The sequence below is a fragment of the Burkholderia catarinensis genome (genome assembly GCF_001883705.2).
In the GTDB taxonomy this organism is placed as follows: Bacteria; Pseudomonadota; Gammaproteobacteria; order Burkholderiales; family Burkholderiaceae; genus Burkholderia; species Burkholderia catarinensis.
In genome coordinates this window covers 367,891-388,394 of sequence record NZ_MDEQ02000001.1, presented here as the reverse complement: position 1 = coordinate 388,394, position 20,504 = coordinate 367,891, and the positions used below count along the sequence as shown (strand labels likewise).

Sequence of the window (20,504 nt, the reverse complement as noted above, 5' to 3'; positions counted from 1 at the left end):
GACGTCAGGTACTTGGAAACGAAAAAGCCGGCCCACTGGGCCGGCTTTTTTGCGTCCAATCGCGGTCGGTTGCCACCGCGAAACAAACTTTCAAACATACAGCCGATTCCCGATAAAGCATAACGTGTCCGGATCGACAACTTATGCTCAACGGCACAACATGCCGCGACACGATGCGGCATGAAATCTGGTGGGCCCGGCGGGGTTCGAACCCGCGACCAATCGATTATGAGTCGACTGCTCTAACCGCTGAGCTACAAGCCCTGATGAGAAGCAATGCGTGCTACACGCAGCCCCGGCAAGGAAGCCGGGCCGGCATTGTAACAACAAAGGGGACAAACGCCACCGGCATCACGCGGATGCCGGTGGCGTTCGCAGGAGAGACGCTGGAAATCAGTTCCCTTCGAGGAACGACTTCAGCTTGTCGGAACGGCTCGGGTGACGCAGCTTGCGCAGCGCCTTGGCCTCGATCTGACGGATCCGCTCGCGCGTGACGTCGAACTGCTTGCCGACTTCCTCGAGCGTGTGATCGGTGCTCATCTCGATACCGAAACGCATCCGCAGCACCTTCGCCTCGCGCGGCGTCAGCGAATCGAGCACGTCCTTCACGACGTCGCGCATGCTCGCATGCAGCGCGGCATCCGCCGGCGCGACCGTGTTGTTGTCCTCGATGAAGTCGCCGAGATGGGAATCGTCGTCGTCACCGATCGGCGTTTCCATCGAGATCGGCTCCTTCGCGATCTTCATGATCTTGCGGATCTTGTCTTCCGGCATCTCCATCTTCTCGGCGAGCGTTGCCGGATCCGGCTCGAGACCGGTTTCCTGCAGGATCTGCCGCGAGATGCGGTTCATCTTGTTGATCGTCTCGATCATGTGAACCGGAATACGGATCGTGCGCGCCTGGTCAGCGATCGAGCGCGTGATGGCCTGGCGGATCCACCACGTCGCATAGGTCGAGAACTTGTAGCCGCGACGGTATTCGAACTTGTCCACCGCCTTCATCAGGCCGATGTTGCCTTCCTGGATCAGGTCGAGGAACTGCAGGCCGCGGTTCGTGTACTTCTTCGCGATCGAGATTACGAGACGCAGGTTGGCCTCGGTCATTTCGCGCTTCGCCTGGCGTGCCTTCAGTTCGCCGGCCGCCATCTGGCGATTGGTTTCCTTCAGGTCCTTCAGCGGCAGCACGACACGCGCCTGCAGGTCGAGCAGGCGCTGCTGCTGTTCGCGGATCGCCGGGATGTTGCGCGCCAGGACCGCGCTGTACGAATGGCCTTCGGCCGTGATCTTCTCGGCCCAGTCGAGATCCGTCTCGCTGCCCGGGAAGCGCGCGATGAATTCCGAACGCGGCATGCCGCACTTGTCGACGACGATGTGCAGGATCTGGCGCTCGACCTGGCGCACTTCGTCCACCTGCGCACGCAGCGTGTCGCACAGGCGCTCGACGGTACGCGCGGTGAAGCGGATCGTCATCAACTCGGTCTGGATCGTCTCCTGCGCCTTCAGGTAGGCCTTCGACTTATAGCCTTCCTTCTCGAACGCGCGGCGCATCTTGTCGAACCACTCGCTGATCTGCGAGAACTTGTCGAGCGATGCACGCTTGAGGGCTTCGAGCTGGGCGGCGTTGGCCGACGCCTGTGCGGCACCGTCGTCCTCCTCCGCTTCCTCTTCTTCCTCTTCCTCTTCGGCTTCCTCGTCCTCGTTCTCGATGGCTTCCGCTTCCTTCGCGGAGAAGCCGTCCGTATCGGCGGAGTCCGAAGCGTTCGGGTCGAGCAGGCCGTCGACGAGCTCGTCGACACGGCTCTCTTCGTTCGCGACGCGCTCGGCCATCGCGAGGATGTCGGCGATCGTCGTCGGGCACGCGGAAATTGCCATCACCATGTGGCGCAGGCCGTCCTCGATCCGCTTCGCGATCTCGATTTCGCCTTCGCGCGTGAGCAGCTCGACCGTGCCCATCTCGCGCATGTACATCCGGACCGGATCGGTCGTGCGGCCGAATTCCGAATCGACGGTGGACAGCGCGACTTCCGCTTCCTCTTCGACTTCATCGTCCGACGACGCGGCCGGCGCGTTGTCGTTCAGGAGCAGCGTTTCCGCGTCCGGTGCCTGCTCGTAAACCGCCACGCCCATGTCGTTGAACGTGCCGATGATGCCTTCGAGGGCTTCGGTCTCGGTGAAGTTGTCCGGCAGGTGGTCGTTGATTTCGGCGTACGTCAGGAAGCCGCGCTCCTTGCCGAGCTTGATCAGCGCGCGCAGCTTCACGCGGCGCTCCTCGAGCTCCTCGGCCGTGCCGGGCGTGCTCGTCGCGAACGCTTCCTTCAGCAGCGCCTTTTCCTTGGCGCGACGATCGCGCACCTTGGCTTTGCCCGGGGCAGCCGCGGCTGCGGCTGCGGGCTGCTCGTCGCTCTGATTTGCGTCGTCAACGACGGATACTTCGTTCAGCTTTTTGGTCATGGAGTTCGCCGTACCGGCTATATCGACTCGCGGCTGCTGGACGACAGCCGGTTGAACCGTGGGTGCATGAGTAGTACGTACTGCCGTTTCGTCCGCGTCGGCAGTCGTGTCCCTTGCGCTTTTCGCACTTGCCCGCTTCGCCGCCGGCTTGGCCGGCCCGGAGTCGGGTCTGGCGGCAGCCCGTGTTCTGGCTGCCGACGCCGGCGCAGCCTGAGCAGTGCCGGCCGCGGTTTTCTTTCCCGCAGGGGCTGACGTAGCTGAAGACGTTGTCCTGGTGGAAGAAGCAAACTTGGCCGCTGTGACCTTCTTGGTCGGCTCCGTCGAGCCCTTGCCTGCTGCTTTCTTTCCGCCTGTCGTCTTTGCCATCGCGATTCTCGCCTCTTGCTTAGAAAACAAACCGCTGGAAACCTTATATTATAGCACGCTGAGGAGCCCTCTCTAAGCTCCCCGGCCGCCTACAGCCCGAGTCGACGCTTCATGTCGGTTCGCTGCTGGTTCAATTCCGTCAATTCGGCCAATTCCTCGGGTGTGAAGTTGGATTGCCGCGCCAGCCTGTCAAGCCGGTCGCAGCAGGCGTCGTAACGCATCTTGAGCACCGCCGCCTGCAGTTCCTCCCCCGCGATCCGTTCCTGTTCACGCTGCCGCTCGGGCACCGTCTCGTCTTCCGGATTCTGTAACAGCAAATCGCGGACGTTTTCATCATAGTCCAGAATTTCGCGGAAGATTTCCTCGTAAGTCGCCCCGTTCGAGGACGTCCGCAGGACATCCGACAGCATCCTGAACTCCGCGCCGTCGCCCAGTGCGCGCGCATGATCGACGACTTCGGCGAACAGTTCGCCGATGCGCGGCAACGCGTGCAGGGTCGCAATCTGTTCGTCGTCGAGCTGCGACGCGATGCGCGGATGCATCACCAGCGTGCGCAACGCACGCTTTTCGCTGTCCGTCACGCGACGCCGCTCGCTGCGTGCGGGCGCCTGGCGCGGCGGCGCCGCGATCCGCGTATCGACGTCGGACAACCCCGCGACCTCTTCGAACGGGATATCGAGGCGATCCGCGAACATGTGCATGATCTGCGCACGCAACGCGTTCGCGGGCAGCGCCTGCAGCAACGGTTTCGCATCGAACAGCGCCTTCGCGCGGCCTTCCGGCTGATCGAGCGCCTTGCCGGCAATTGCTTCGTTCAACAGAAATTGCGACAGCGGCATCGCTCGCTCGACCTGTTCGGAGAACGCATCCGCGCCGAACTCGCGCACATAGCTGTCCGGATCGTGCTCGGCCGGCAGAAAAAGGAACCGGATCGTGCGGTTGTCCGCCGCATGCGGCAGGCATGCCTCGAGCGCGCGCCGGGCTGCACGCCGTCCGGCCGAATCGCCGTCGAAACTGAAAATGACCGTGTCGGTCTGGCGCAGCAGCTTCTGCACGTGAATCGGCGTGCACGCGGTGCCGAGCGTCGCGACCGCGTTCGGGAAACCGAGCTGCGCAAGCGCGACGACGTCCATGTAGCCTTCGACGACCAGCACGTACTTGCGCTCGCGAATCGCGAGCCGCGCCTCGAACAAGCCGTACAGTTCGCTGCCCTTGTTGAACAGCGGCGTTTCGGGCGAATTCAGGTACTTCGGCTCGCCGCTGCCGAGCACGCGGCCGCCGAAGCCGATCACCTGCCCCTTCACGTTGCGGATCGGGAACATGATCCGCTCGCGGAACCGGTCGTAGCGGCGCGCGACGCCCTGCGCATCGGTTTTCTCGCTGACGATCACGAGCCCCGACTCGACGAGCGCCTCGTCGCGATAATCCGGAAACGCGGTTTCGAGGTTCTGCCAGCCGTCCGGCGCATAGCCGAGCCCGAAGCGCGCGGCGATCTCGCCGGTCAGGCCCCGGTTCTTCAGGTACTGGATCGCGACGGTCGCGCCGCGCAACTGCTTGCGGTAGTAGTCGCACGCGGCGGACATCGCATCGGACAGCGCGGTCGCAACCGACTTCGACACCGGTGCAGGATAGTCGCCGCCACCGCCTCCGCCCCCACCGCCGCCACGCATCGACGGCTCGTGCGGCACGGTCAGCCCGACGGACTGCGCGAGTTCCTGCACGGCCTCCGGGAACGTGAGCCCCGCGTGCTCCATCAGGAAGCCGATCGCCGTGCCGTGCGCGCCGCAACCGAAGCAGTGATAGAACTGCTTGGTCGGGCTGACGGTAAACGACGGGCTCTTCTCGTTATGGAACGGGCACAGCCCCATGAAGTTGGCGCCGCCCTTCTTGAGCTGCACGTACCGACCCACCACGTCGACGATATCGACGCGGTTCAGCAAATCCTGCAGGAACGAATGCGGAATCACCGTGGGATCGAGCAAAAAAAAGACAATACGACGCCCGGCGCACGCATCGCTGGGCGCACCGGGACCGGGTTTACTTCGTGAGCGCGGCCTTGACCTGCGCGGACACGGCCGTCATGTCGGCACGGCCGGCGAGCTTGCCCTTCAGCACGCCCATCACCTTGCCCATGTCCTGCGGGCCGGCTGCGCCCGTTTGCGCGACCGCCGCCTGGACTTCGGCCGCCACTTCGGCGTCCGACAGTTGCGCGGGCATGTAGCCGCCCAGCACGACCAGTTCGGCCTGTTCCTTCGCGACGAGGTCGTCGCGGCCGGCGGCCTCGAACTGGCTGATCGAATCCTTGCGCTGCTTGATCATCTTGTCGATCACGGCCGTGATGCCCGCGTCGTCGAGCGTGACCCGATCATCGACCTCACGCTGCTTGATCGCGGCCATCAGCAGGCGAATCGTTGCCAGGCGCTCGCTTTCCTTCGCGCGCATCGCGGCCTTCATGTCTTCGCTGATCTGCTCTTTCAAACTCATCTTTCACCCGGGATGGAAACGTGAATCCGACGCCCGCGAACGGGCGTCAACACAAAAACCCGCTTGGGACAGTGTCTCAAGCGGGTTGCTCGAATCCGGCATCGGCGACTCGCCGCCTGATCGGTTGCGCGATCGCACCCGATCGCACGGAGTCACCGGTGCGCCGCTCAGCGTACCGCGCGGCGCCCAATCGTTCAGTACAGCTTCTTCGGCAGCGTCTGGCTGCGAATACGCTTGTAATGACGCTTCACCGCAGCAGCTTTCTTTCGCTTGCGCTCCGCGGTCGGCTTCTCGAAAAACTCGCGCGCACGAAGCTCGGTCAACAAACCGTTCTTCTCGATCGTGCGCTTGAAGCGGCGCATTGCAACTTCAAACGGCTCGTTCTCTTTAACGCGAATGATCGTCATGATCCGACACGAATAAAGGTTTGCAGGGAAAGACTACCGAGTATAGCAGAGCGATTGTACAAAGGCACGGGGGCCTGGTCCCGCTAAAACGGGCCCGGCCCGGCGCGTCAGGCGCCGCGCGAATACTCCGCCGCGGCCTGCCCGGCCGCCGTGCCGGACGCCCACGCCCACTGGAAATTGTAGCCGCCGAGCCAGCCCGTCACGTCCACCGCTTCGCCGACGAAGAACAGCCCCGGCACGCGCGCGCTCATCATCGTCGCCGACGACAGCTCCCGCGTATCGACCCCACCCTTCGTCACCTCGGCCTTCTTGTAGCCCTCGGTGCCGTTCGGCGTCAGCGTCCAGCCGGACAGCGCGTCGCCGACCTGGCGCAGCGTCTTGTCGGGCAGGTCCGCGAGCCGCGCGTCGGCCGCGACGCGATGCGTGTCGAGCCACGCATGCGCGAGGCGCGACGGCACCCAGTCCGCGAGCAGCGAGCCGATCTGGCGTTTCGACGTGCGCTTCGCGTCGAGCAGGTCGGCCACCGTGTCGCGCTGCGGCAGCAGGTCGACGCGGATCGGATCGCCAGGCTGCCAGTAGCTCGAGATCTGCAGGATGCCGGGCCCGGACAGGCCGCGATGGGTCAACAGCAGGTCCTCGACGAATTCGCCGCCGCGCTTCTTGTCGCCGGTCGACACGCGCACTTCGAGCGACACGCCGGACAACGCCGCGAACGGCTCCCAGTCCTGCTGCGCGAACGTGAGCGGCACGAGCGCGGGCCGCGTATCGATGAGCTTGTGGCCGAACTGCTTTGCGAGCCGGTAGCCGAAGTCGGTCGCGCCGATCTTCGGGATCGACAGGCCGCCGGTCGCGACAATCAGTGCGCGCGCACCGATCGACCCCGCCTGCTGCGTGTCGAGCGTGAAGCCGTCGGCCGGCGCGTGGCGCACCGCGTCGACGACGACGGGCCGGCGCCATGCGATGCCGCCCGCATCGCACTCGTGCTTCAGCACGTCGATGACCGCATCGCTGCCGTGGTCGCAAAAAAGCTGGCCCTTGTGCTTTTCGTGCCAGGTCACGTGATGACGCTTGAGCAGCCCGAGGAAGTCGCGCGGCGTATAGCGCGCCAGCGCCGAACGCGCGAAATGCGGATTCGTCGACAGATAGTTGTCGGGGCCGGCGTACAGGTTCGTGAAGTTGCAGCGGCCGCCGCCCGAGATGCGGATTTTCTCGGCGAGCCGTGGCGCGTGATCGAGCAGCACGACGCGGCGGCCGAGCTGCCCGGCGACCGCGGCGCTCATCATCCCGGCGGCGCCCGCGCCGATCACGGCGATATCATAAGTTTCCATGGCGCGGATTGTACCTGCCCGGCATCGGGCCGGGCCGCCGCCAGCGGCGGGCGACCCTCACCTGCTATAATTTTCGGTTACGTTGACCTTCCTGCGGCGCGCCCGATACGGCGCGCCCCGCCCGCACCCATGCTCGTTCTCGGCATCGAAAGCTCCTGCGACGAAACCGGCCTCGCGCTCTACGACACGCAGCGCGGCCTGCTCGCGCACGCGCTCCATTCGCAGATCGCGATGCACCGCGACTACGGCGGCGTCGTACCCGAGCTCGCGTCGCGCGACCACATCCGCCGCGCGCTGCCGCTGCTCGAGGAGGTGATGGCTCAAAGCGGCACGCACCGCGACGACATCGACGCGATCGCGTTCACGCAAGGCCCCGGCCTCGCCGGCGCGCTATTGGTCGGTGCGAGCATTGCGAATGCGCTCGCGCTCGCATGGAACAAGCCGACCGTCGGCATCCATCACCTCGAAGGCCACCTGCTGTCGCCGCTGCTCGTCGACGAGCCGCCGCCGTTCCCGTTCGTCGCGCTGCTGGTGTCCGGCGGCCACACGCAACTGATGCGCGTGACCGACGTCGGCGTATACGAGACGCTCGGCGAGACGCTCGACGACGCGGCCGGCGAAGCGTTCGACAAGACGGCGAAGCTGATCGGCCTCGGCTACCCGGGCGGCCCGGAAGTGTCGAAGCTCGCCGAAACGGGCACGCCGGGCGCGGTCGTGCTGCCGCGGCCGATGCTGCATTCGGGCGATCTCGACTTCAGCTTCAGCGGCCTGAAGACGGCCGTGCTCACGCAGATGAAGAAGTTCGAAGCGGCGAAGCTGGCGGGCGAAGCGCTCGAACGCGCGAAGGCCGACCTCGCGCGCGGCTTCGTCGACGCGGCCGTCGACGTGCTCGTCGCGAAGTCGCTCGCCGCGCTGAAGCAGACGAAGCTCAAGCGCCTCGTGGTCGCGGGCGGCGTCGGCGCGAACCGCCAGTTGCGCGCCGCGCTGTCGGCCGCCGCGGCCAAGCGCGGCTTCGACGTGCACTACCCCGATCTCGCGCTCTGCACCGACAACGGCGCGATGATCGCGCTTGCGGGCGCGCTGCGGCTCGGTCGCTGGCCCGAGCAGGCGAATGCCGACTACGCGTTCACGGTGAAGCCGCGCTGGGATCTCGCATCGCTCGCACGCTGAGCCGCGCAACGCCGACGCAAGAAAACAAAAAGGCTGCTCGAACGAGCAGCCTTTTTCATCGGAGCGACAAAACGCCGCGGCGTTAAGCAGCCTGCCGCTTGTCGCGCTCGATCAGCGCATACGCGCTGTGGTTGTGGATCGACTCGAAGTTCTCGGCTTCGAGCACATACGCGACCACGCGCCCGTCCGCATCGAGACGCTGCGCGACGTCGCGCACGAGGTCCTCGACGAACTTCGGGTTCTCGTACGCACGCTCGGTGACGAACTTCTCGTCCGGACGCTTCAGCAGGCCCCACAGCTCGCACGACGCCTCTTCCTCCGCGATGCGGATCAGCGCCTCGACCGGCAGGTCGGCCGCGAGCTCGGCGTCGATCGTCACGTGCGAGCGCTGGTTGTGCGCGCCGTACTGCGAGATCTTCTTCGAGCACGGGCACAGGCTCGTCACGGGCACGAGCACCTTCAGGAACAGGCGGGTATCGCCGTTGCGGCTTTCGCCCGCGAGCGTCACTTCGTAGTCGAGCAGGCTCTGCACGCCGGACACCGGCGCCGTCTTGTTCACGAAGTACGGGAACGTGACTTCGATGCGGCCGGCCTCGGCTTCGAGCTTCTCGAGCATCGATGCGAGCATTGCGCGGAACCGCTCGACCGTCAGCGGCGCGCGATTCTCTTCGAGCAGCGCGACGAAGCGCGACATGTGCGTGCCCTTCTGGTCGGCCGGCAGGCGGACGTCGAGGTTCCAGACGCCGACGGTCGGCTGCACGTCGCCGCTTTCGGTACGCACCGTCAACGGATGCCGGACCGCCTTCACGCCCACGCGCTGAATCGGAATCTGACGGGTATCCACCGTGCTCTGCACGTCGGGCATCACGAAGGCGGGATTCATCTGGTTCATCTTGTTCAATCCTTGTAAGCCGCGCGTTCGACGACGCGCACGCCGCGTCATGCGGCAGCCGGAAAAGCAACATGGGCCCGCAGGCCCATGTTTTCCGCATCAATGAAGACCGGTTGCGCCAGTCGCACCGACACCGCCCGCGGGCGGTGCCGGCTTATGCGACGCGCTTCGCCTGACCGGCGACATCGGCCGCCGGGTTCAGGAAGCGTTCGCGAATCGATTTCGCGATGCCCGCGCCGTCGAGGCCGCATTGCGACAACAGCTTCGCGGGGTCGCCGTGATCGATGAACAGGTCAGGGAGGCCCAATTGTAGTACGGGTCGGATAACCCCACTCTCCATCAGGGCTTCCACGCAGGCCGAGCCCGCGCCGCCCATCACGCAGCCTTCCTCGATCGTGACGAGGTAGTCGTGCGTCTCGGCGAGTTCGCGCACGAGCGCTGCGTCGACCGGCTTCACGAAGCGCATGTTCGCGACGGTTGCGTCGAGTTCCTCGGCCGCGGCGAGCGACGGTGCGACCATCGTGCCGAACGCGAGAATCGCGACGCGCTTGCCTTCCGGCTGCGACGTCCGGCGACGCACTTCACCCTTGCCGAGCGGGATCTCGGTGAATTCCTTCACCGTCGGCACACCCGCGCCCGCGCCGCGCGGATAGCGCACCGCGGTCGGGTTCGGCTGCTGCAGCGCCGTGTGCAGCATCTGGCGGCATTCGTTCTCGTCGGATGCGGCCATGATCGTCATGTTCGGGATGCAGCGCATGAACGCGAGATCGTACGCGCCCGCGTGCGTCGCGCCGTCCGCGCCGACGAGCCCCGCGCGGTCGATCGCGAACACGACCGGCAGGTTCTGCAGCGCGACGTCGTGGATCAACTGGTCGTACGCACGTTGCAGGAACGTCGAGTAGATCGCGACGACCGGCTTGAGCCCTTCGGTCGCGATGCCGCCCGCGAACGTCACCGCGTGCTGCTCGGCGATGCCGACGTCGTAGTAGCGATCCTTGAAGCGCTTTTCGAACTCGACCATGCCCGAGCCTTCGCGCATCGCGGGCGTGATGCCGACGACGCGCGAATCGCGCTCGGCTTCATCGCACAGCCACTCGCCGAACACCTGCGTGTACGTCTTCTTCGCGGGCGCGGTCGACGGCTTGATGCCTTCGGCCGGGTTGAACTTGCCGGGGCCGTGATAGAGCACCGGATCGGCCTCGGCGAGCTTGTAGCCCTGGCCTTTCTTCGTCACCACGTGCAGGAACTGCGGACCGCGCAGTTCGCGGATGTTCTGCAGCGTCGGGATCAGCGAATCGAGATCGTGACCGTCGATCGGGCCGATGTAGTTGAAGCCGAACTCTTCGAACAGCGTGGCCGGCACGACCATGCCCTTCGCGTGCTCCTCGAGCTTGCGCGCGAGTTCGAGCACCGGGGGCGCCACGCTCAGCACGCGCTCGACGCCCGCGCGCGCGGCCGCATAGAAGCGGCCCGACATCAGGCGTGCGAGATGGCGATTCAGCGCGCCGACCGGCGGCGAGATCGACATGTCGTTGTCGTTCAGGATCACGAGCACTTTCGCATCTTCCGACACGCCCGCGTTGTTCATCGCCTCGAACGCCATGCCGGCCGTCATCGCGCCGTCGCCGATCACGGCGATCGAGAAGCGGTCGTCGCCGTTCAGCTGGCTGCCGATCGCCATACCGAGCGCGGCCGAGATCGACGTGCTCGAGTGCGCGGTGCCGAACGTGTCGTATTCCGACTCCGAACGGCGCGGGAAGCCCGAGATGCCGTCCTGCTGACGCAGCGAATGCATCTGGTCGCGGCGGCCCGTCAGGATCTTGTGCGGGTAGGTCTGGTGGCCCACATCCCAGACGATGCGATCGTTCGGCGTGTTGAACACGTAGTGCAACGCGATCGTCAGCTCGACCGTCCCGAGGTTGGACGACAAATGGCCGCCCGTCTTCGACACGCTGTCGAGCACGAACGCGCGCAGTTCATCCGCGAGCGGTTGGAGTTGGCGACGATCGAGGCGGCGCAAATCCGCCGGGTCGTCGATGGTTTTCAGCAAGTCGTACATCGTCGTTCCATTGTAGGAAATCAAACGCGCCCGCATTCTATTGCACGCACCGTAGCGTGTGCGCGGCGGCGGGCTTCGCGTCAGCTGACCCGGTTCACTACCAGGTCGGCAAGTTCGGCGAGACGCTGTGCGCGTGCGCCGAACGGTTTCAGCGCGTCGTGCGCTTCGGCGCGCAGTTGCGCTGCGAGCTCGCGCGACGCCTCGAGGCCGAGGATCGATACGTAGGTCGGCTTGTCGTTCGCCGCATCCTTGCCGGCCGTCTTGCCGAGCGTCGCCGAATCGGTCGTGACGTCGAGAATATCGTCGACGACCTGGAAGGCCAGACCTACGGCCCCCGCATAGACGTCGAGCGCGGCCATCGTTTCCGCCGACGGCGTCTCGCCGGCCAGCGCGCCCATTCGCACGGCCGCGCGCAGCAGTGCGCCCGTCTTCATCCGGTGCATCGTCTCGAGCTGCTCGCGCGTCAGCTTGAGGCCGACGCTCGCCAGGTCGATCGCCTGCCCGCCGGCCATGCCGATCGAGCCGCTCGCGAGTGCAAGCTCGCGCACGAGCGCCGCCTGCTGCACCGGCGACAGCGCTTCGGCGTCGGTCAGCGCAACGAACGCCTGCGACTGCAACGCATCGCCGACCAGCAGCGCCGTCGGCTCGTCGTACTGCACGTGCACGGTCGGCTTGCCGCGACGCAGCGCGTCGTCGTCCATGCACGGCATGTCGTCGTGCACGAGCGAGTAGACGTGGATCATCTCCAGCGCCGCCGCCGCCGCATTGCGCGCCGCTTCCGTCGCACCGGTCAGTTCGCCTGCTGCATGGCACAGCAGCGGGCGAACGCGTTTGCCGCCGCCGAGGACCGCATAGCGCATCGCCTCGTGGAGTTGCGCCGGCATCGCGGTTTCAGCGGGCAAATAGTGGCCGAGTGCGTCCTCGACACGGTCTAGCACAGACCGCATCCATTGTTCGAATGTCATAGATCGTCGTCTTCGCCGTCCGTGGCGGCCGTTCCGGACGAAAGCGGCTTCAGCGTCGCGCCGTCGAGCACGCGAACCTGCTGCTCCACTTTCTCGAGCTGCTGTTGGCAAAACGCAACGAGGGTCGCACCGCGGCGATACGCCGCCAGTGAATCCTCGAGGCTCAACGCGCCGCCTTCCATCCGTGCAACCAGCGTTTCGAGTTCCGCGAGCGCCATCTCGTAATTGTCCGGCAACGGTTCGGTGCCATTACCGGGCGGCGTGGCGCCTGGGGATGCGGTTTTCGCCATGGACAAGGGTGTCAAATTTCAAAACAAGTCGGACATTCTACGGCAAAAGAGAATTTTCCGACCTGCCGACTTGGGTACCCCGGTACAACCGGGCACATATTCCGGCCCCATCTCCGACACACATTGTGCGCCTGCCGATCGTCGCCCGACAAAAAATTGACACAAATCAGGCACTTATTCCTAGCCTTGCGAGGCGAACCGGGTATAATTCTCCGTTTCCCTAAATCGATTTTTCGATGGTTGGGTTGTTCACTGCTTTCACGCTAACACCGGGAGTGGGAATGTCCAATCTGAGCGATGCGCTTCAGTTGAAGTCGGCTCACAGCCAGCTTCCAGTCACTGCATACTTCGATGAGGCGCTGCTCGAGCGCGAGATCGAAACCCTCTTCAAGAAAGGACCTCGTTACGTCGGGCACGAGTTGATGGTGCCCGAGGCGGGGGATTATTTTGCGCTGCCGTCCGAGCAGGAAGGCCGCGTGCTGGTTCGCAACCAGACGAACCAGATCGAACTGCTGTCGAACGTCTGCCGCCACCGGCAGGCGATCATGCTCAACGGGCGCGGCCACACGCAGAACATCGTGTGCCCGCTGCACCGCTGGACGTACGATCTGGAAGGCGAGCTGCTCGGCGCGCCGCACTTCCCCGACAAGCCGTGCCTGAACCTCGGCAAAAGCCCGCTGCAGAACTGGCAGGGGCTGCTGTTCGAGGCCGAAGGCCGGCATGTCGCGCGCGACCTCGCCGACCTCGGCACGAAGCATCACTTCGATTTCTCCGAGTACCACTTCGATCACGTCGAAGTGCACGAGTGCGATTACAACTGGAAGACGTTCATCGAGGTCTATCTCGAGGATTACCATGTCGTTCCGTTCCACCCGGGCCTCGGCAGCTTCGTGTCGTGCGACGATCTCAAGTGGGAGTTCGGCGACTGGTACAGCGTGCAGACGGTCGGCGTGCACAACGCCCTCGCGAAACCGGGCAGCACGACTTACCAGAAATGGCACGAGCAGGTGCTGAAGTTCCGCAACGGCGTACCGCCGGAGTTCGGCGCGATCTGGATGGTCTACTACCCGGGCCTGATGATCGAGTGGTATCCGCACGTGCTCGTCGTGTCGTGGCTGATCCCGCGCGGCCCGCAGAAGACGACCAACATCGTCGAATTCTATTACCCCGAGGAAATCGCATTGTTCGAACGCGAATTCGTCGAGGCCGAGCGCGCCGCCTATATGGAAACGGCCGTCGAGGACGACGAGATCGCGATGCGGATGGACGCAGGCCGCCGTGCGCTGATGGCACGCGGCGAGTCGCAGGTCGGCCCGTACCAGAGCCCGATGGAAGACGGCATGCAGCACTTCCACGAGTTCCTGCGCCGCCACCTCGGCGACATCTGACAGCCGGTGCGGCGCTTTGACGCCGCACGGCATCCGGCAGACGAAAAGACGGGCTTCGGCCCGTCTTTTTTTGTTTAGACTTGGAATGTCAGGTCATTCGCACTCCAGGGAGCCGTCATGCCACACACCCATTACACCACGCTCATCTCCGCCGCCAATCTCGCCGAGCGCCTGGCCGCGGCGCCCGGCAGCGTCGCGCTGTTCGACTGCCGCTTCGATCTCGTCGATCCCGGTGCGGGCGAAGCCGCCTATGCGGCCGGCCACATCCCCGGCGCACAGTACCTTCATCTGGACCGCGACCTGTCGGGCCGCAAGACGGGCACCAACGGCCGCCATCCGCTGCCGACCCGCGATGCGCTCGCCACGCTGCTTGCCAGCCGCGGCCTCAAGCAGGGCCAGCAGGCCGTCGCGTACGACGCGCAAGGCGGCGCCTATGCGGCACGCCTGTGGTGGCTGCTGCGCTGGCTCGGCCACGATTCGATCGCCGTGCTCGACGGCGGCCTGCAAGCCTGGGAAGCGGCCGGCCAGCCGCTGACGACCGACGTGCCGCAGCCGGCCGCCGGCGACTTCCGCGCGGCTGCGCCGCTCGAATCGACGGTCGATGCGGCAGCCGTACTCGCGAACGTGACGTCGCCCACGCGCGTCGTGATCGATGCACGTGCGCCGGATCGCTACCGCGGCGAAAACGAAACGATCGATCGGGTGGGCGGCCACATCCCCGGCGCGCGCAACCGCTTCTTCAAGGACAACCTGGCCGCCGACGGCCGCTTCAAGACCGGCCACGAATTGCGCGAGGCGTTCTCCACGGTACTGGCAGGCACCGAACCGAACAACGTGATCCTGCAATGCGGCTCCGGCGTCACCGCGTGCCACAACGCGCTTGCGCTGGAGGTGGCGGGCCTGCACGGCGCGTCGCTGTATCCGGGCTCGTGGAGCGAATGGAGCGCCGATCCGTCGCGGCCGATCGCAACCGGCCCGACGCCGTAAGCACCGACGCGGCGCAGTCGTAACAACGAAGCGGCGGCATGTGCCGCCGCTTGCCGTTTACATCACGCCGAACTTGTGGAGCCACTCGATCGCGCGTTTCCAGCTCTCCTCCGCATCGGCCTTCACATAGCTCGGCCGGTAGTCGGCAAAGAATGCGTGACCGGCATCCGGATACACGACGATCTCCGATTCACGCGCGAGCTTCGAATCGCTGGCCTGAATCGCCTTGCGCATGTTCGCGAGCGAGGCCTGCGTGATGTTCGTATCCTTCTCGCCATACAGCCCGAGCACCGGCACCTTCAGCGACGATGCATGATCGACCGGGTTGAACGGCGTCATCTCGTCGGTCTTGCCTTCGACGAACCCGTACCATGCAACGGCCGCACGCACGTGCGGGTTGTGCTCCGCATACAGCCAGGCCTGACGGCCGCCCCAGCAGAATCCCGTCACGCCGAGGCGCGACAGGTCGCCGCCGTTCTTGCCGGCCCATGCGACGGTCGCGTCGAGATCCTCGGTGACCTGCCGGTCCGGCACCTTGCTGACGATGTGCTCGTCAAGCTCCTTGATCGTCGGATACTTCGACGCATTGCCCTGCCGCGCGAACAGGTCGGGTGCGATCGCGAGATAACCGAGCTTCGCGAAGCGGCGGCAAACGTCGGCGATATGCGCATGCACGCCAAAGATCTCGTGGATCACGATGACGACCGGCAGGTTCGTCTTGTCCTTCGGCTGCGCGCGATAGGCGGGGATGCTCGCATCGCCCGAGCGGATCTCGACGGTGTCGACGTCCAGGCCGTCGCTGTCGGTCGTGACCGTCTGCGCCGACACGGGCAGCACGGCCGCCGCGAAGGCGCCGCCCAGCGCGGCCTGCATGAACTTGCGGCGCGTGAACGGAACGTGGGGGACCAGGCTGTCGACTTCGGGTTTCAACATGAATGCACTCCTCGATTGGGCGCCACCGTCACGACCGCGAATACGGCATGACGGGACATCGCGCCGGCGCGCGGCGCGGATGTCGCGGCGGTTGGCACCCCGCCGCAAACGGAAACCCGGACAAGATGCCCAATAATCCGTTGTCGCGTCAACTGTCAGATGTGTAAGACTCAATTACGACGCGTCGATTCGACCGCGTCGGTCGTCGCGCAGAAGCCCGCCGACGGCCCGTCGAGTCACTTCGCGGCATGCGCATGTCGATCACCATTGCACGCCCGGATGCTTGCGAATTGAAAAGAAAAACGCATGGCCGATGCCGCCCGGCAAGCACCCGGCCAACCGTCCGGCTGCCCGCACGAAACAACGGGCGGGGAACACGCACGACGTGCGCACTCCCCGCCCGCTCCGGGCACGAACGCTCAGTGCAGCTTGACGCGCGGCAGCGTCGTGCGCCGCAGCCAGTGCGCGACCGTGTCGAGCATCATCCGCGGATAGCCGTGCAGCGCCGCGACATGCAGCCGGTACAGCGACATGTACATGAAGCGCGCGAACAGCCCTTCGATCAGCATGTTGCCGCCGATCAGCCCGCCCATCAGGTTGCCGACCGCGCTGAAGTGGCCGAGCGACACGAGCGAACCGAAATCGCGATACGTGAACTCGGGTAGCGAACGCCCGTCGAGCCGGCAGCCGATCGCCTTCAGCAGGAAGCTCGCCTGCTGGTGCGCGGCCTGCGCGCGCGGCGGCACATTGCGTTCGTTGCCGGGCCACACGCATGCCGCGCAATCGCCGAGCGCGAACACGTTATCGTCGGTAAAGGTCTGCAGCGTGCGGCGCACGTCGAGCTGGCCGAGCTTGTTGACCTGGAGGCCGTCGAGATGCGAAAGCACGGACGGCGCCTTGATGCCGGCCGCCCACACCGTCAGGTCCGCACGCACCGTCTTGCCGCTCGCGGTATGCACGAGCCCCGGCGCGACCTCGGTCACGCGCTCGCCGAGCATCAGCCGCACGCCGAGCTTTTCGAGCAGCTCGGCCGTCGCCGACGACACGCGCTCCTGCAGCGCCGGCAGAATCCGCGGCCCCGATTCGATCAGCACGATGCCGACGTCATGGCGCGGGTCGAGCTTGTGCAGCCCGTACACGGACAGCACCTGCGCCGTGTTGCGCAATTCCGCGGACAACTCGACGCCCGTCGCGCCACCGCCGACGATCACGACCTGGATGCGCGGCTCGGCCGACTCGCCCGGCACGGTCGGCGCCGGCGCCTGATGCTCGGCGCGCATGCACGCGGCGATCAGCCGCTTGCGGAAGCGCTCGGCCTCCCCGACCGTATCGAGCGCGATCGCGTTTTCCGGCGCACCCTGCACGCCGAAGAAGTGAGTCGTGCTGCCGATCGCGATCACGAGCGTGTCATATTCCAGCTCGCGCTCCGGCAGCAATTCCTCGCCGTCGCTGTCGTTGAGGGGCGACAGCGTGACGCGCTTCGCCGCGCGGTCGAGCGCGGTCAGCTCGCCCTGCTGGAACTCGAAGCCATGCCAGCGCGCCTGCGCCGCATATTCGAGCTCCTGCGTGAACGGGTCCATGCTGCCGGCCGCGACCTCGTGCAGCAGCGGTTTCCAGATGTGCGTCGGATTGCGGTCGACGAGCGTGACAAGCGCACGCGCGGGACGCTTGCCGCGTGCGCCGTAACGGTCGCCGAGCCGCGTCGCCAGTTCCAGGCCGCCCGCGCCTCCGCCTACGATGATGATCCGATGCATCTGATTCCCCCTTAGCGATTCGAAACTGCTGCCGCCGGACACCGCGAACATGATGCATTCACGCCGCCCGGTGGATTAACCGGTTCGGACATCATCGATGTGCAGTTCGAAACACTTCGATGCGTCCGATCCCGGAACGCGGGGCGCGCCGCCCCGCGTCAATGACATGTCCGACATGCATTGTCCGGGAGCTTGCGCGTTGACCACAAGCAAACCATCTCGATATTCAGCATCCCTGCAACAATATGCCGCGGGAAGCGGGAACCGCGCGGGGGTGCGTCAGTGTGCCTCTTCCCAGTTCGCGCCGGCGCCCACTTCGGCGATGAGCGGCACCTTCAGCTTCGCGACGCCGCACATCATTTCCGGCAGTTTCTCGCGCACGAGCGACAGTTCGCCGTCGGGCACCTCGAGCACCAGTTCATCGTGCACCTGCATGATCATCCGCGATGCAAGCCGGTCGCGCGTGAGCCAGTTGTTCACCGCGATCATCGACAGCTTGATCAGGTCGGCCGCCGTGCCCTGCATCGGCGCGTTGATTGCCGCGCGTTCGGCCGCCTGGCGGCGCGGGCCGTTGCCGCCGTTGATCTCCGGCAGCCACAGGCGGCGACCGAAAACGGTCTCGACGTAGCCCTTCTCCTTCGCGATCGCGCGCGTGTCTTCCATGTACTGCGCGACGCCCGGATAACGGGCGAAATAGCGGTCGATATACAGCTTCGCCGCGTCGCGCGTGATGCCGAGGTTCGACGCGAGCCCGAACGCGCTCATCCCGTAGATGAGCCCGAAGTTGATCACCTTCGCGATCCGGCGCTGGTCGGAATTGACCTCCAGCGGCGTCACGCCGAACACCTCGGCGGCCGTCGCGCGGTGGATGTCCTCGCCCTGCGAGAACGCGCGCAGCAGCGACGCGTCGCCCGAGATATGCGCCATGATCCGCAGTTCGATCTGCGAATAGTCGGCCGACACGATCCGGTGGCCCGGCGATGCGATGAACGCCTCGCGGATTCGCCGGCCTTCGGCCGTGCGCACCGGAATGTTCTGAAGATTCGGATCGTTCGACGCGAGACGCCCCGTGACCGCGACGGCCTGCGCATAGTTCGTATGCACGCGGCCCGTTGCGGGGTTCACCATGCGCGGCAGCTTGTCGGTATAGGTCGACTTCAGCTTCGACAGCCCGCGATGCTCGAGCAGCAGCTTCGGCAACGGGTAGTCCTCGGCCAGCTTCTGCAGCACCTCTTCGTCGGTCGACGGCGCGCCGCTCGGCGTCTTCTTCACGACCGGCAACTGCAGCTTCTCGAAGAAGATCTGCCCGATCTGCTTCGGCGAGCCGAGATTGAATTCGCCGCCCGCCAGTTCGTACGCCTGCGCTTCGAGCTCGATCAGACGCGTCGCGATTTCGGTGCTCTGCGCGTACAGGCGCGCATCATCGATCAGCACGCCCGTGCGCTCCATCTTGCGCAGCACGAGCGAGACGGGCATCTCGATCTCGCGATACACGCGCTCGAGGCCCGGTTCGCGCGCGACCTGCGGATACAGCGCGTGATGAAGCTGCAGCGTGACGTCCGCATCTTCGGCCGCGTATTCGGCGGCCTGCGTCAGCGCCACTTCGTCGAAACCGATCTGCTTCGCGCCCTTGCCGGCCACGTCCTCGTACTTGATCGTCTTGACGCCCAGATGACGCAGCGCGAGGCTGTCCATGTCGTGCGTGCGGTGCGATTCGACCACGTACGATTCGAGCAGCGTGTCGTGCTCGATGCCGTTCAGCGCGATGTCGTAGTTCGCGAGCACCTGCGCGTCGTACTTCATGTGCTGGCCGACCTTCTTGCGATCGGCCGACTCGAGCCACGGCTTCAGGCGTGCGAGGACTTCGTCGAGCGGAAGCTGCTCGGGCATGTCGGGGCCGCGGTGCGCAACCGGCAGGTACGCGGCCTTGCCCGGCTCGACCGAGAACGACAGGCCGACGAGCCGCGCGAGCATCGGGTCGAGCGCGGTCGTCTCGGTGTCGAATGCGGTAAGTGCGGCCGCGTCGATCTTCGCGAACCACGCGTCGAATTGCTCCCAGGTCTGGATCGTGTCGTATTCGCGGACGATGTCGGCCGCCACCACCGGCGCCGGCTCGCCTTCCGGCGCATCGCCGCCGCCTTCCGCCGGTGCGCTGTCGACTTCGCGCAGCCAGGTCTTGAAGCCGTAGCGCGCGAAGATGTCGCGCATCAGGTCGCGCGCTTCGCCGTCGGTCTTCAACGACGCTTCGATCGATTCGAGATGCGGCGCGAGATCGCAGGCCGTGTCGACGGTCACGAGCGTGCGGCCGAGCGGCAGGAAGCCGAGCGCGCGGCGCAGGTTGTCGCCGACCACGCCCTTGATGTCGCCCGCGTGCTCGATGACGCCGTCGAGGCTGTCGTATTGCGACAGCCATTTCACGGCCGTCTTCGGCCCGCACTTCTCGACGCCCGGCACGTTGTCGACGGTGTCGCCGATCAGTGCAAGGTAATCGATGATCCGCTCGGGCGGCACGCCGAACTTCGCGATCACGCCGTCGCGGTCGAGCGTCTCGTTGGTCATCGTGTTGACGAGCGTGACGCGATCGGTCACGAGCTGCGCGAGATCCTTGTCGCCCGTCGACACGATCACGTTCATCCCGTGCCGCTCGGCTTCGCGCGCGAGCGTACCGATCACGTCGTCGGCCTCGACGCCTTCGACCATCAGCAACGGCCAGCCGAGCGCGCGCACGGCGCCGTGGATCGGTTCGACCTGCAACGCGAGGTCGGGCGGCATCGACGGGCGGTTTGCCTTATAGTCGGCATAAAGGTCGTCACGGAACGTCTTGCCCTTTGCATCGAACACGCAAGCGCTATACTCTGCACTGACTTCCTTGCGCATACGGCGCAGCATGTTGATGATTCCGTAGAGCGCTCCGGTCGGCTCCCCGCCCGGGCCACGCAAATCAGGCATCGCATGGTAAGCCCGATACAGATAGCTCGAACCGTCAACCAATAGCAGGGTCTTACCTTCCAGATTTCGTTCTTCAGGCAT

At 65.5% G+C, this 20,504-nt stretch carries 15 protein-coding genes and 1 tRNA gene; 3 read left to right on the top strand and 13 right to left on the bottom strand.

Annotation, left to right across the window (positions count from 1 at the left end):
* Nucleotides 1-188 precede the first annotated feature (188 nt).
* The 6 genes from BFF94_RS01720 to BFF94_RS01695 all read right to left on the bottom strand — a co-directional run bounded on the left by BFF94_RS01720 (nucleotide 189) and on the right by BFF94_RS01695 (nucleotide 7,045).
* Nucleotides 189-264, bottom strand: a tRNA-Ile gene (locus BFF94_RS01720).
* 129 nt (nucleotides 265-393) lie between these two features.
* Nucleotides 394-2,817 (bottom strand): RNA polymerase sigma factor RpoD, encoded by a 2,424-nt coding sequence (gene rpoD / locus BFF94_RS01715; protein WP_128843988.1) that lies wholly within the window; start codon nucleotides 2,815-2,817, stop codon nucleotides 394-396.
* Nucleotides 2,818-2,906: 89 nt separating this feature from the next.
* Nucleotides 2,907-4,784, bottom strand: coding sequence for a DNA primase (dnaG, locus tag BFF94_RS01710; RefSeq protein ID WP_128843989.1), 1,878 nt, complete (start codon nucleotides 4,782-4,784; stop codon nucleotides 2,907-2,909).
* A 70-nt stretch (nucleotides 4,785-4,854) separates the two neighbouring features.
* Complete coding sequence (locus BFF94_RS01705) at nucleotides 4,855-5,301, bottom strand: GatB/YqeY domain-containing protein (protein WP_128843990.1); 447 nt, start codon at nucleotides 5,299-5,301, stop codon at nucleotides 4,855-4,857.
* A gap of 194 nt (nucleotides 5,302-5,495) precedes the next feature.
* A complete protein-coding gene (gene rpsU, locus BFF94_RS01700) occupies nucleotides 5,496-5,708 on the bottom strand; it encodes a 30S ribosomal protein S21 (protein WP_006751743.1) in 213 nt (70 codons plus the stop codon).
* A 107-nt stretch (nucleotides 5,709-5,815) separates the two neighbouring features.
* A complete protein-coding gene (locus BFF94_RS01695) occupies nucleotides 5,816-7,045 on the bottom strand; it encodes a BaiN/RdsA family NAD(P)/FAD-dependent oxidoreductase (protein ID WP_281426096.1) in 1,230 nt (409 codons plus the stop codon).
* Nucleotides 7,046-7,165: 120 nt separating this feature from the next.
* Between BFF94_RS01695 and tsaD the strand changes: the two genes are divergently transcribed.
* Nucleotides 7,166-8,206: a tRNA (adenosine(37)-N6)-threonylcarbamoyltransferase complex transferase subunit TsaD gene (tsaD, locus tag BFF94_RS01690; protein WP_128843992.1), complete on the top strand. Its 1,041-nt coding sequence runs from the start codon at nucleotides 7,166-7,168 to the stop codon at nucleotides 8,204-8,206.
* A gap of 82 nt (nucleotides 8,207-8,288) precedes the next feature.
* On the opposite strand, the gene folE2 is transcribed toward tsaD, so the two are convergent.
* From folE2 to BFF94_RS01670, 4 genes are all read right to left on the bottom strand, one after another.
* Nucleotides 8,289-9,098 carry a GTP cyclohydrolase FolE2 gene (gene folE2 / locus BFF94_RS01685; RefSeq protein ID WP_128843993.1) on the bottom strand — a complete coding sequence of 270 codons (810 nt, stop codon included), beginning with the start codon at nucleotides 9,096-9,098 and terminating at the stop codon, nucleotides 8,289-8,291.
* Nucleotides 9,099-9,252: 154 nt separating this feature from the next.
* A complete protein-coding gene (dxs, locus tag BFF94_RS01680) occupies nucleotides 9,253-11,157 on the bottom strand; it encodes a 1-deoxy-D-xylulose-5-phosphate synthase (protein WP_128843994.1) in 1,905 nt (634 codons plus the stop codon).
* Nucleotides 11,158-11,237: 80 nt separating this feature from the next.
* The gene (locus tag BFF94_RS01675; protein ID WP_128843995.1) at nucleotides 11,238-12,122 is read right to left on the bottom strand and encodes a polyprenyl synthetase family protein; all 885 of its coding nucleotides are present in this window, start codon (nucleotides 12,120-12,122) and stop codon (nucleotides 11,238-11,240) included.
* On the bottom strand, nucleotides 12,119-12,412 hold the full coding sequence (locus BFF94_RS01670) for an exodeoxyribonuclease VII small subunit (RefSeq protein ID WP_006479428.1): 294 nt from the start codon (nucleotides 12,410-12,412) through the stop codon (nucleotides 12,119-12,121). Before BFF94_RS01670 ends, BFF94_RS01675 begins: the two co-directional genes overlap by 4 nt.
* Before the next feature lie 281 nt (nucleotides 12,413-12,693).
* Here BFF94_RS01670 and BFF94_RS01665 point away from each other — a divergent pair, with 281 nt between their 5' ends.
* Together BFF94_RS01665 and BFF94_RS01660 are read left to right on the top strand one after the other, a co-directional pair.
* On the top strand, nucleotides 12,694-13,800 hold the full coding sequence (locus tag BFF94_RS01665; RefSeq protein WP_128843996.1) for an aromatic ring-hydroxylating oxygenase subunit alpha: 1,107 nt from the start codon (nucleotides 12,694-12,696) through the stop codon (nucleotides 13,798-13,800).
* A 117-nt stretch (nucleotides 13,801-13,917) separates the two neighbouring features.
* A complete protein-coding gene (locus BFF94_RS01660; protein WP_219138895.1) occupies nucleotides 13,918-14,787 on the top strand; it encodes a sulfurtransferase in 870 nt (289 codons plus the stop codon).
* A gap of 57 nt (nucleotides 14,788-14,844) precedes the next feature.
* Here BFF94_RS01660 and BFF94_RS01655 read toward each other — a convergent pair whose 3' ends face one another.
* From BFF94_RS01655 to polA, 3 genes are all read right to left on the bottom strand, one after another.
* Complete coding sequence (locus BFF94_RS01655) at nucleotides 14,845-15,720, bottom strand: dienelactone hydrolase family protein (protein WP_128843998.1); 876 nt, start codon at nucleotides 15,718-15,720, stop codon at nucleotides 14,845-14,847.
* A gap of 419 nt (nucleotides 15,721-16,139) precedes the next feature.
* Nucleotides 16,140-17,474: an NAD(P)/FAD-dependent oxidoreductase gene (locus BFF94_RS01650; protein ID WP_128843999.1), complete on the bottom strand. Its 1,335-nt coding sequence runs from the start codon at nucleotides 17,472-17,474 to the stop codon at nucleotides 16,140-16,142.
* Nucleotides 17,475-17,753: 279 nt separating this feature from the next.
* Complete coding sequence (gene polA / locus BFF94_RS01645; RefSeq protein WP_128844000.1) at nucleotides 17,754-20,504, bottom strand: DNA polymerase I; 2,751 nt, start codon at nucleotides 20,502-20,504, stop codon at nucleotides 17,754-17,756.

What these genes read in the sequence shown, in the direction of transcription:
- rpoD (WP_128843988.1), bottom strand. Translation starts at nt 2,817, where the DNA reads ATGGCAAAGACGACAGGCGGAAAGAAAGCAGCAGGCAAGGGCTCGACG.
- BFF94_RS01705 (WP_128843990.1), bottom strand. Translation starts at nt 5,301, where the DNA reads ATGAGTTTGAAAGAGCAGATCAGCGAAGACATGAAGGCCGCGATGCGC.
- rpsU (WP_006751743.1), bottom strand. Translation starts at nt 5,708, where the DNA reads ATGACGATCATTCGCGTTAAAGAGAACGAGCCGTTTGAAGTTGCAATG.
- tsaD (WP_128843992.1), top strand. Translation starts at nt 7,166, where the DNA reads ATGCTCGTTCTCGGCATCGAAAGCTCCTGCGACGAAACCGGCCTCGCG.
- folE2 (WP_128843993.1), bottom strand. Translation starts at nt 9,098, where the DNA reads ATGAACCAGATGAATCCCGCCTTCGTGATGCCCGACGTGCAGAGCACG.
- dxs (WP_128843994.1), bottom strand. Translation starts at nt 11,157, where the DNA reads ATGTACGACTTGCTGAAAACCATCGACGACCCGGCGGATTTGCGCCGC.
- BFF94_RS01675 (WP_128843995.1), bottom strand. Translation starts at nt 12,122, where the DNA reads ATGACATTCGAACAATGGATGCGGTCTGTGCTAGACCGTGTCGAGGAC.
- BFF94_RS01670 (WP_006479428.1), bottom strand. Translation starts at nt 12,412, where the DNA reads ATGGCGAAAACCGCATCCCCAGGCGCCACGCCGCCCGGTAATGGCACC.
- BFF94_RS01665 (WP_128843996.1), top strand. Translation starts at nt 12,694, where the DNA reads ATGTCCAATCTGAGCGATGCGCTTCAGTTGAAGTCGGCTCACAGCCAG.
- BFF94_RS01660 (WP_219138895.1), top strand. Translation starts at nt 13,918, where the DNA reads ATGCCACACACCCATTACACCACGCTCATCTCCGCCGCCAATCTCGCC.
- BFF94_RS01655 (WP_128843998.1), bottom strand. Translation starts at nt 15,720, where the DNA reads ATGTTGAAACCCGAAGTCGACAGCCTGGTCCCCCACGTTCCGTTCACG.
- BFF94_RS01650 (WP_128843999.1), bottom strand. Translation starts at nt 17,474, where the DNA reads ATGCATCGGATCATCATCGTAGGCGGAGGCGCGGGCGGCCTGGAACTG.
- polA (WP_128844000.1), bottom strand. Translation starts at nt 20,504, where the DNA reads ATGCCTGAAGAACGAAATCTGGAAGGTAAGACCCTGCTATTGGTTGAC.